Raw genomic sequence first — 6,715 nt, forward strand, 5'->3', positions numbered from 1 at the left:
CATTGCCATCGCGGCCAGCCAGGCTGGCCCCGGCCCACAGCTTCATCACCGGCGAGGCCCTGCGGGCCGCGGCCGAACATCTGGGCCACCGCCTGGCCCTGTGGGTCAAAAGCCCGCTGGGCGACCAGGGCGGCGGGAGCGAGACCGAGCTGGCCCAGGCCCAGGCCTGCATCCTCGCCTCGGACCTGGACCTGGACAGCCCGGCCCCCACGCACGCCCCGGTGCTGCGCATCGATCCCACCGAGGTGCTGGCCGATGCCGAGGGCGCGGTGCGCCGCGCCCTGCAGCTGGCCGGCGCCCTGCCCCCCGGGGCCGCCCCCGCGGCACCGGCCGCCGCGCCAGTGGCCGCCACCCCCGCCGCACCGCTGCGCATCGTGGCCATCACCTCCTGCCCCACCGGCGTGGCCCACACCTTCATGGCCGCCGAGGCGCTGGAACAGGGCGCCAAGGCCCTGGGCCACCGCATCCAGGTGGAGACCCAGGGCTCGGTGGGCGCGCAGAACGCGCTGAGCCCCCAGGCCATCGCCGAGGCCGATCTGATCATCATCGCGGCCGACACCCAGGTGCAGCGCGAGCGCTTCGCCGGCAAGCGCCTGTACGTCACCAGCACCAAGGCCGCCATCCACGACGCGGGCGCGGTCTTCGCCCAGGCCGCGCGCGAGGCCACGCCGTGGTCCGGCGCGGGGCCCGTCTCCGCCACCGCCTCGTCCGCCGCGGCCGCGGCCCCGGCCGCCAGCCGCAGCGGCGCCTACAAGCACCTGATGACCGGCGTGTCCTTCATGCTGCCCTTCGTGGTGGCGGGCGGCCTGCTGATCGCCCTGGCCTTCGCGCTGGGCGGCATCTACGTGTACGACGATGCCCACAAGGGCACGCTGGGCTGGGTGCTGTTCCAGGTCGGCGCCAAGGCCGGCTTCGCGCTGATGCTGCCGGCCCTGGGCGGCTACATCGCCTACTCCATCGCCGACCGGCCGGGCATCGCCCCGGGCATGATCGGCGGCCTGCTGGCCGGCACGGTGGGCGCTGGCTTTCTGGGCGCCATCGCCGCGGGCTTCATCGGCGGCTACAGCGTGCAGGCGCTCAACCGCCACTTGCGCCTGCCCAAGGGGCTGGAGGGCCTGAAGCCGGTGCTGCTGCTGCCCCTGCTGGGCGCGGCCATCACCGGCGTGCTGATGCTGATGGTCATCGGCGAGCCCATGGCCGCGGTGATGGCGGCGCTGACCGGCTGGCTCAAGGGCCTGCAGACCGGCAGTGCGGTGCTGCTGGGCCTGGTGCTGGGCGGCATGATGGCGGTGGACATGGGCGGCCCGGTCAACAAGGCGGCCTATGTGTTCTCGACCACGCTGATCGGCTCGGGCGTGACCGAACCGATGGCCGCGGCCATGGCCGGCGGCATGACGCCGCCGCTGGGCATCGCCCTGGCCTGCTGGCTGTTCCGCAGCCGCTTCCTGGCCGAGGAGCGCGAGGCCGCCAAGGCCACCGCGGTGCTGGGCCTGGCCTTCATCTCCGAAGGCGCCATCCCCTACGTGGCGCGGGACCCGCTGCGCGTCATCCCGGTCTGCGTGCTGGGCTCGGCGGTGGCCGGCGGCCTGAGCATGTTCTGGCACATCGGCCTGCAGGCCCCGCACGGCGGCGTCTTCGTGCTGGCCATTCCCAATGCGGTCAACCATGTGCTGCTGTACGCCGCCGCCATCGCGGCCGGCACGGGGGTCACGGCCCTGGGCCTGGGCCTGGTCAAGCGCGAGGTGGCCGCCCCCAAGGTGGCCTGACCGCGGCCTGAAGCCGCCCGGCGCTCAGGCCGGTGCGGCTTCGGCCGGTGCCTCGGCCTGCACCTCGGCCTGGGCAAAGACCTGGCGGGCCACCGCCAGGCCGTTGAGCGCCGCCGGGAAGCCGGCGTAGACGGCCATCTGCATGATGAGCTCGACGATCTCCTCGCGCCGCACGCCCACGTTGAGCGCCGCGCGGATGTGCACCGCCAGCTGCGGCGCGGCCGTGCCCAGCGCGGTCAGCGCCGCCACCGTGCCGATCTCGCGGGCCCGCAGGTCCAGCCCCGGGCGGCTGTAGATGTCGCCGAAGGGAAACTCGATCAGGTGGCGGGCGAAGTCCGGCGCGATGTCGGCCAGGCTGGCCACCACGGCCTCGCCGGCCGCACCGTCGATCTCCTTCAGGCGGGCCAGGCCGCGTGCGTAGCGGCTGTCCTCAGCGGACGCGGCGGGGGCGTTCACGTTCGGCATGGGGTTCTCCTTCCAGGGGTGGGCACAGGGTGTCGTAATGGGCGATCTTGGTCTGCAGCGCCCGGGCGGCCTGCTGCAGATCACGGATGTGGGCCTGCACGCCGGTCAGGTGCGCGCGCAGCAACTCGCGGCGCGCCGCGGCGGTGGCGTCGCCCTGACTGCGCAGGGCGGCGAAGTGCAGCATGTCGCGGATGGGCATGCCGGTGGCGCGCAGGCGCTGCACAAAGGCCAGCCAGTCCAGGTCGGCCGCGCGGTAGCGGCGCTGGCCGCCGGCGGCGCGGGCCACGGGCGCCAGCAGGCCGATGCGCTCGTAGTAGCGCAAGGTGTCGGCGCTCAGCCCGGTGCGGGCGGCCACCTGCGCGATGGTGAGAAACGAATCCATGGCCAGCATTCTGGAAGTTGGAGTGCGCTCCAGGTCAAGCGCTTTGTGCCCCCCGCCGCGGCCCCATGAAAAAAGGGCCCCGAGGGGCCCTGTGGTTGGTGCACGCCAGCGCGGCCTCAGAACGCCGCCGGCCGCCACTTGAGCAGGCGCTTCTCCAGCGAGGTGAGCAGGAAGTCCGCCAGCAGGGCCACCACCGCCAGCACGATCATCGCCGCGAACACGCCGCTGGCGTTGAAGGCGCCCTGGGCGGTGGAGATCAGGAGGCCGATGCCTTCCTTGGCGCCCAGGAATTCGCCCACCACCGCGCCCACCAGGGCGAAGCCGAAGCTGGTGTGCAGGCTGGCCAGGATCCAGGACATGGCCGAGGGGATGACGACCGCGGTGGTCAGCTGGCGCGGCGAGGCCCCGAGGATCTGCGCATTGGCGATCAGGTACTTGTCGGCCTCGCGCACGCCCTGGAAGGCGTTGCCGAAGACGACGAAGAAGACCATCACCACCGCCAGCGCCACCTTGGAGGCCATGCCCAGGCCCAGGGCGATGACGAAGACCGAGCCCAGCACCACGCGGGGGATGGAGTTGGCGATCTGGATGTAGAGGCTGAAGATGTCCGACAGCAGCTTGTTGCGGCCCAGCAGGATGCCGCAGAACACGCCGGCCACCGAGCCGATCAGGAAGCCCAGCACCGTCTCTTCCAGCGTGACGGCGACCTGGCGCCACAGCGAGCCCTGCGAGGTGCCGTCCCGCACCCACTCGACGATCTGGTCCCAGATCATCGATGGCATCGAGTAGAAGAAGGGGTCGATCCACTTCAGGCGGGCGGCGACTTCCCAGCCGCCCAGCACCACCACCAGCACCGCCACGCGCAGGCCGATGATGAGCCAGCGGCGCTGGCGGATGCGGGCCTGCGCGGCCTCGGATTCACGGGCCAGGGCCTCGTCGCTCAGGGCCGCGGGCAGGGCGGCCGTCAGGGGGGTTGCGGCATTCATTGGATCACCACCTCTTCGCGCAGGTCATCCCAGATGCGCTTGGACAGTTCGACGAAATGCGGGTCGTAGCGGACCTGCGACATGACCCGCGGGCGCGGCAGGTCGATGGAGTAGACGCGCTTGAGCGTGGCCGGGCGGGCCGAGAGCACGAAGACGCGGTCGGCCAGGGCGATGGCCTCTTCCAGGTCGTGGGTGACGAAGACCACCGAGCTGCCGCTGGCCGACCAGAGCTGCAGCAGCTCGTCCTGCATCAGGGTGCGGGTCTGCATGTCCAGGGCCGAGAAGGGCTCGTCCATCAGCAGGATCTCGGGCTGGTTGACGAAGGTCTGCGCCAGCGCCACGCGCTTGCGCATGCCGCCCGAGAGCTGGTGCGGGTAATGCCCGCCGAACTTGCCCAGGCCCACGCGGGTGATCCAGTCCTGGGCGCGGGCGTAGGCCTCGTCCTTGGACGCGCCGCGGAACAGCGGGCCGGCGGCCACGTTGTCCAGCACATTGCGCCAGGGAAAGACCGCGTCGGCCTGGAAGACGAAGCCGATGCGCGGGTCGATGCCGCCCACCGCCTGGCCCATGATGCGCACCTCGCCCACGGTGGGCTTGAGCAGGCCGGTGATCATGTTCAGCGTGGTGGACTTGCCGCAGCCGGTGGGCCCGACGATGGCGATGAACTCGCCGCGGGCCACGGCCATCGAGAAGTCGCGCAGGGCCACGGTGGCGTGGCCGTCGGCCGAGATGTAGCGCAGCGAGACGCCGCGGAACTCGATGGCCGGGGCTGTGCCGGCGGCGACGGCCGGAGCGGCCGTGCGGTCCAGGGTGGCGGTGCTCATTTGGCGGCGTCCACGAAGGCGTTGGTGTAGGTCTTGGCGAGGTCGATGTTCTTGCTCTTGACCAGGGGCTTGTAGCTGGCCAGCACCTTCAGCACCGTCTCCGGGCCACCAGCGGGCATGCGGGCGTCGGTGGTGTACATCGGCAGCGAGGCCTTCAGCGCGGTGACGTAAAGGGCCTTGTCGGCGCCGTAGTAGTCCTTGGGCATCTTCTCGGCGATGTCCTCGGCGCTGTGGGTGTGGATCCAGGCCATGGTGCGGGCGAAGGCGCGTGCCAGCTTGGTGGCCTCGGCCTTGTGGCTGTCGGCCCAGGCGTTCTGCACATACAGGCTGGCCGCGGGGTAGAGGCCACCCAGCGCGGCCTTGCTGCCCTCCTCGGTGCGCAGGTCCACCAGCACCTTGGCCTCGCCGGTCTTGAGCAGCTCGGAGACGGTGGGCTCGGTGGTCATGCCGGCCTGGATGCGGTCCTGCTTGATGGCGGCGATGAAGGTGTTGCCCGCGCCCACCGGCAGCAGGGTGTAGTCCTTGGAGGCCACACCCTGGCGGTCGGCCAGGTAGCGGGTGAGGAAGTCGGTGGAGGAGCCCAGGCCGGTCACGCCCAGGGTCTTGCCCTTGGCGTCGGCCATGGTCTTGAAAGTGGGCGCGGCCTTGGTGGAGACCAGCTCGACCTCGCCAGGCACCTTGCAGAAGACGGCGATGGCTTCGAGCTCCTTGCCCTTGCTCTGCAGGTCGATGGTGTGGTCGTAGAAGCCCACCACGGCCTGCACCGCGCCGGCGATCAGCTGGTTCTCGGCGTCCACGCCAGCGGGCTGCGACTGCAGCTCCACCGTCAGGCCCTCGTCCTTGAAGTAGCCCAGCGACTCGGCCAGCTTGGCCGGCAGGTAGATGATCTTGTTGATGCCGCCCACCATGATGGTGATGGGCTCGGCGGCCTGGGCGCCGGCCAGTGGCGCGAGCGCGCAGGCCGCGACGGCGGCCGCGGACAGCAGGGAACGGACAGGACGAAGGCGCATGAGGTGTCTCCAGAGGGTGTGTCGGATGGCGCCCTGTGCCGGGAGCCTGGGGACCACTGTAGGCAGGGCCGTCTTTCGGCCGGGTTTCATGGCGCGCGCCGAACCCTAGTGGGAAACCCGTAACCCCCAACAGACCCAAGGACTTGGGCCCGCGCCGGTGCATCATGGCAGCCCCCTGCTACCGTGCGCGCGGTCATGAAGCTGCTGCTGATCGAAGACAACACCGAGCTCTCGCACTGGCTGGCCAGCCTGCTGCGCCAGCAGGATTTCATCGTCGACACCGTGGCCGACGGCCAGGCCGCCGACCAGCTGCTGCAGGCCCACCATTACGACCTGGCCATCCTGGACCTGAACCTGCCGGGCCTGTCGGGCAAGGGCGTGCTGCGCCGGCTGCGCGAGCGCCAGAGCGCGCTGCCGGTCATCGTGCTGACCGCCTCGGCCGCGCTGGACCAGAAGGTGGTGTGCCTGGAGATCGGCGCCGACGACTACCTGGTCAAGCCCATCGAGGTGCCCGAGCTGGTGGCCCGCATCAAGGCCCTGATCCGGCGCCTGGTGCCGGGCAAGGCCAACGACATCGTCTGCGGCGACCTGGCCTACGACCTGCCCACCCGCCAGTTCACGCTGGCCGGCCAGGCCCTGACCCTGCCGCCGCGCGAACGCTCGCTGCTGGAGGCCCTGGTGCTGCAGCTGGGCCGCACCGTCAGCAAGCAGGCCCTGCACGACAGCATCTTCGCCCAGGAGGACGAGGCCGGCACCGACGCGGTGGACCTCTATGTGCACCGGCTGCGCCGCCGGCTGGAAGGGCACCGCGCGGCCATCATCACGCTGCGCGGCGTGGGCTATTTGCTGCGCCCGCGCGAGGAGGAATGACGCCCATGCCCGCGCCGGCCGCCGCCCCCAGCCTGCGGCTGCGCCTCTTGGCCTGGCTGCTGCTGCCGCTGTCGCTGTGCGTGGCCGGCTGCGCCTGGCTGGCCTGGCAGGGCGTGGCCACGGTGGCCGACTATGTGCAGGACCACGATCTGCTGGCCTCGGCCAAGGTGCTGTCGGACCGGCTGATCTGGGAGGACAACGACGTGGCCGCCAGCGTGCCGCCCTCGGCCCTGAGCCTGTTCGCCTCGGACGAGCGCGACCGCGTCTACATCAGCGTGACCGACGCCGAGGGCGATCTGCTGGCCGGCTCGCCGGGCTTTCCGCTGCCGCGGCCGCGGCATCTGACGGGCACCGACCGGGCCCAGTGGTACGACGCTTCCTTCGACGGCCAAGCCCTGCGCGCGGTGGTGAC

General features: G+C 71.4%; 8 protein-coding genes. 3 read left to right on the plus strand and 5 right to left on the minus strand.

Annotated elements, in window-relative coordinates; all coding sequences use genetic code 11:
- The first annotated feature begins 2 nt into the window (after positions 1-2).
- Positions 3-1,766: a PTS fructose transporter subunit IIC gene (locus I73_RS28700; protein ID WP_022981780.1), complete on the plus strand. Its 1,764-nt coding sequence runs from the start codon at positions 3-5 to the stop codon at positions 1,764-1,766.
- 24 nt (positions 1,767-1,790) lie between these two features.
- Here the strand turns inward: I73_RS28700 and I73_RS17400 are convergent, their stop codons facing one another.
- From I73_RS17400 to I73_RS17420, 5 genes are all read right to left on the minus strand, one after another.
- Positions 1,791-2,231 (minus strand): carboxymuconolactone decarboxylase family protein, encoded by a 441-nt coding sequence (locus I73_RS17400; protein ID WP_022981781.1) that lies wholly within the window; start codon positions 2,229-2,231, stop codon positions 1,791-1,793.
- Positions 2,197-2,613, minus strand: coding sequence for a MerR family transcriptional regulator (locus I73_RS28705; RefSeq protein WP_051049260.1), 417 nt, complete (start codon positions 2,611-2,613; stop codon positions 2,197-2,199). The genes I73_RS17400 and I73_RS28705 overlap by 35 nt, the downstream gene beginning before the upstream one ends.
- A 116-nt stretch (positions 2,614-2,729) precedes the next feature.
- Complete coding sequence (locus I73_RS17410; protein ID WP_022981783.1) at positions 2,730-3,599, minus strand: ABC transporter permease; 870 nt, start codon at positions 3,597-3,599, stop codon at positions 2,730-2,732.
- Positions 3,596-4,423, minus strand: a complete 828-nt coding sequence (locus I73_RS17415) for an ABC transporter ATP-binding protein (RefSeq protein ID WP_022981784.1) — start codon at positions 4,421-4,423, stop codon at positions 3,596-3,598. Before I73_RS17415 ends, I73_RS17410 begins: the two co-directional genes overlap by 4 nt.
- On the minus strand, positions 4,420-5,433 hold the full coding sequence (locus I73_RS17420) for an ABC transporter substrate-binding protein (RefSeq protein ID WP_022981785.1): 1,014 nt from the start codon (positions 5,431-5,433) through the stop codon (positions 4,420-4,422). Before I73_RS17420 ends, I73_RS17415 begins: the two co-directional genes overlap by 4 nt.
- A 195-nt stretch (positions 5,434-5,628) precedes the next feature.
- On the opposite strand from I73_RS17420, the gene I73_RS17425 reads away from it, so the two are divergent.
- Both I73_RS17425 and I73_RS17430 read left to right on the plus strand, forming a co-directional pair.
- On the plus strand, positions 5,629-6,303 hold the full coding sequence (locus I73_RS17425) for a response regulator transcription factor (protein ID WP_022981786.1): 675 nt from the start codon (positions 5,629-5,631) through the stop codon (positions 6,301-6,303).
- A gap of 5 nt (positions 6,304-6,308) precedes the next feature.
- On the plus strand, positions 6,309-6,715 hold a 407-nt coding region (locus I73_RS17430; RefSeq protein WP_026096882.1), incomplete at its 3' end, for a sensor histidine kinase N-terminal domain-containing protein.

Origin of the sequence: Ideonella sp. B508-1, assembly GCF_000333615.1 — a bacterium.
In the GTDB taxonomy this organism is placed as follows: Bacteria; Pseudomonadota; Gammaproteobacteria; order Burkholderiales; family Burkholderiaceae_C; genus Ideonella.

Excerpts from the sequence above, each read along its gene's own strand:
- I73_RS17400 (WP_022981781.1), bottom strand. The coding sequence starts at position 2,231 with ATGCCGAACGTGAACGCCCCCGCCGCGTCCGCTGAGGACAGCCGCTAC.
- I73_RS28705 (WP_051049260.1), bottom strand. The coding sequence starts at position 2,613 with ATGGATTCGTTTCTCACCATCGCGCAGGTGGCCGCCCGCACCGGGCTG.
- I73_RS17410 (WP_022981783.1), bottom strand. The coding sequence starts at position 3,599 with ATGAATGCCGCAACCCCCCTGACGGCCGCCCTGCCCGCGGCCCTGAGC.
- I73_RS17415 (WP_022981784.1), bottom strand. The coding sequence starts at position 4,423 with ATGAGCACCGCCACCCTGGACCGCACGGCCGCTCCGGCCGTCGCCGCC.
- I73_RS17420 (WP_022981785.1), bottom strand. The coding sequence starts at position 5,433 with ATGCGCCTTCGTCCTGTCCGTTCCCTGCTGTCCGCGGCCGCCGTCGCG.
- I73_RS17425 (WP_022981786.1), top strand. The coding sequence starts at position 5,629 with ATGAAGCTGCTGCTGATCGAAGACAACACCGAGCTCTCGCACTGGCTG.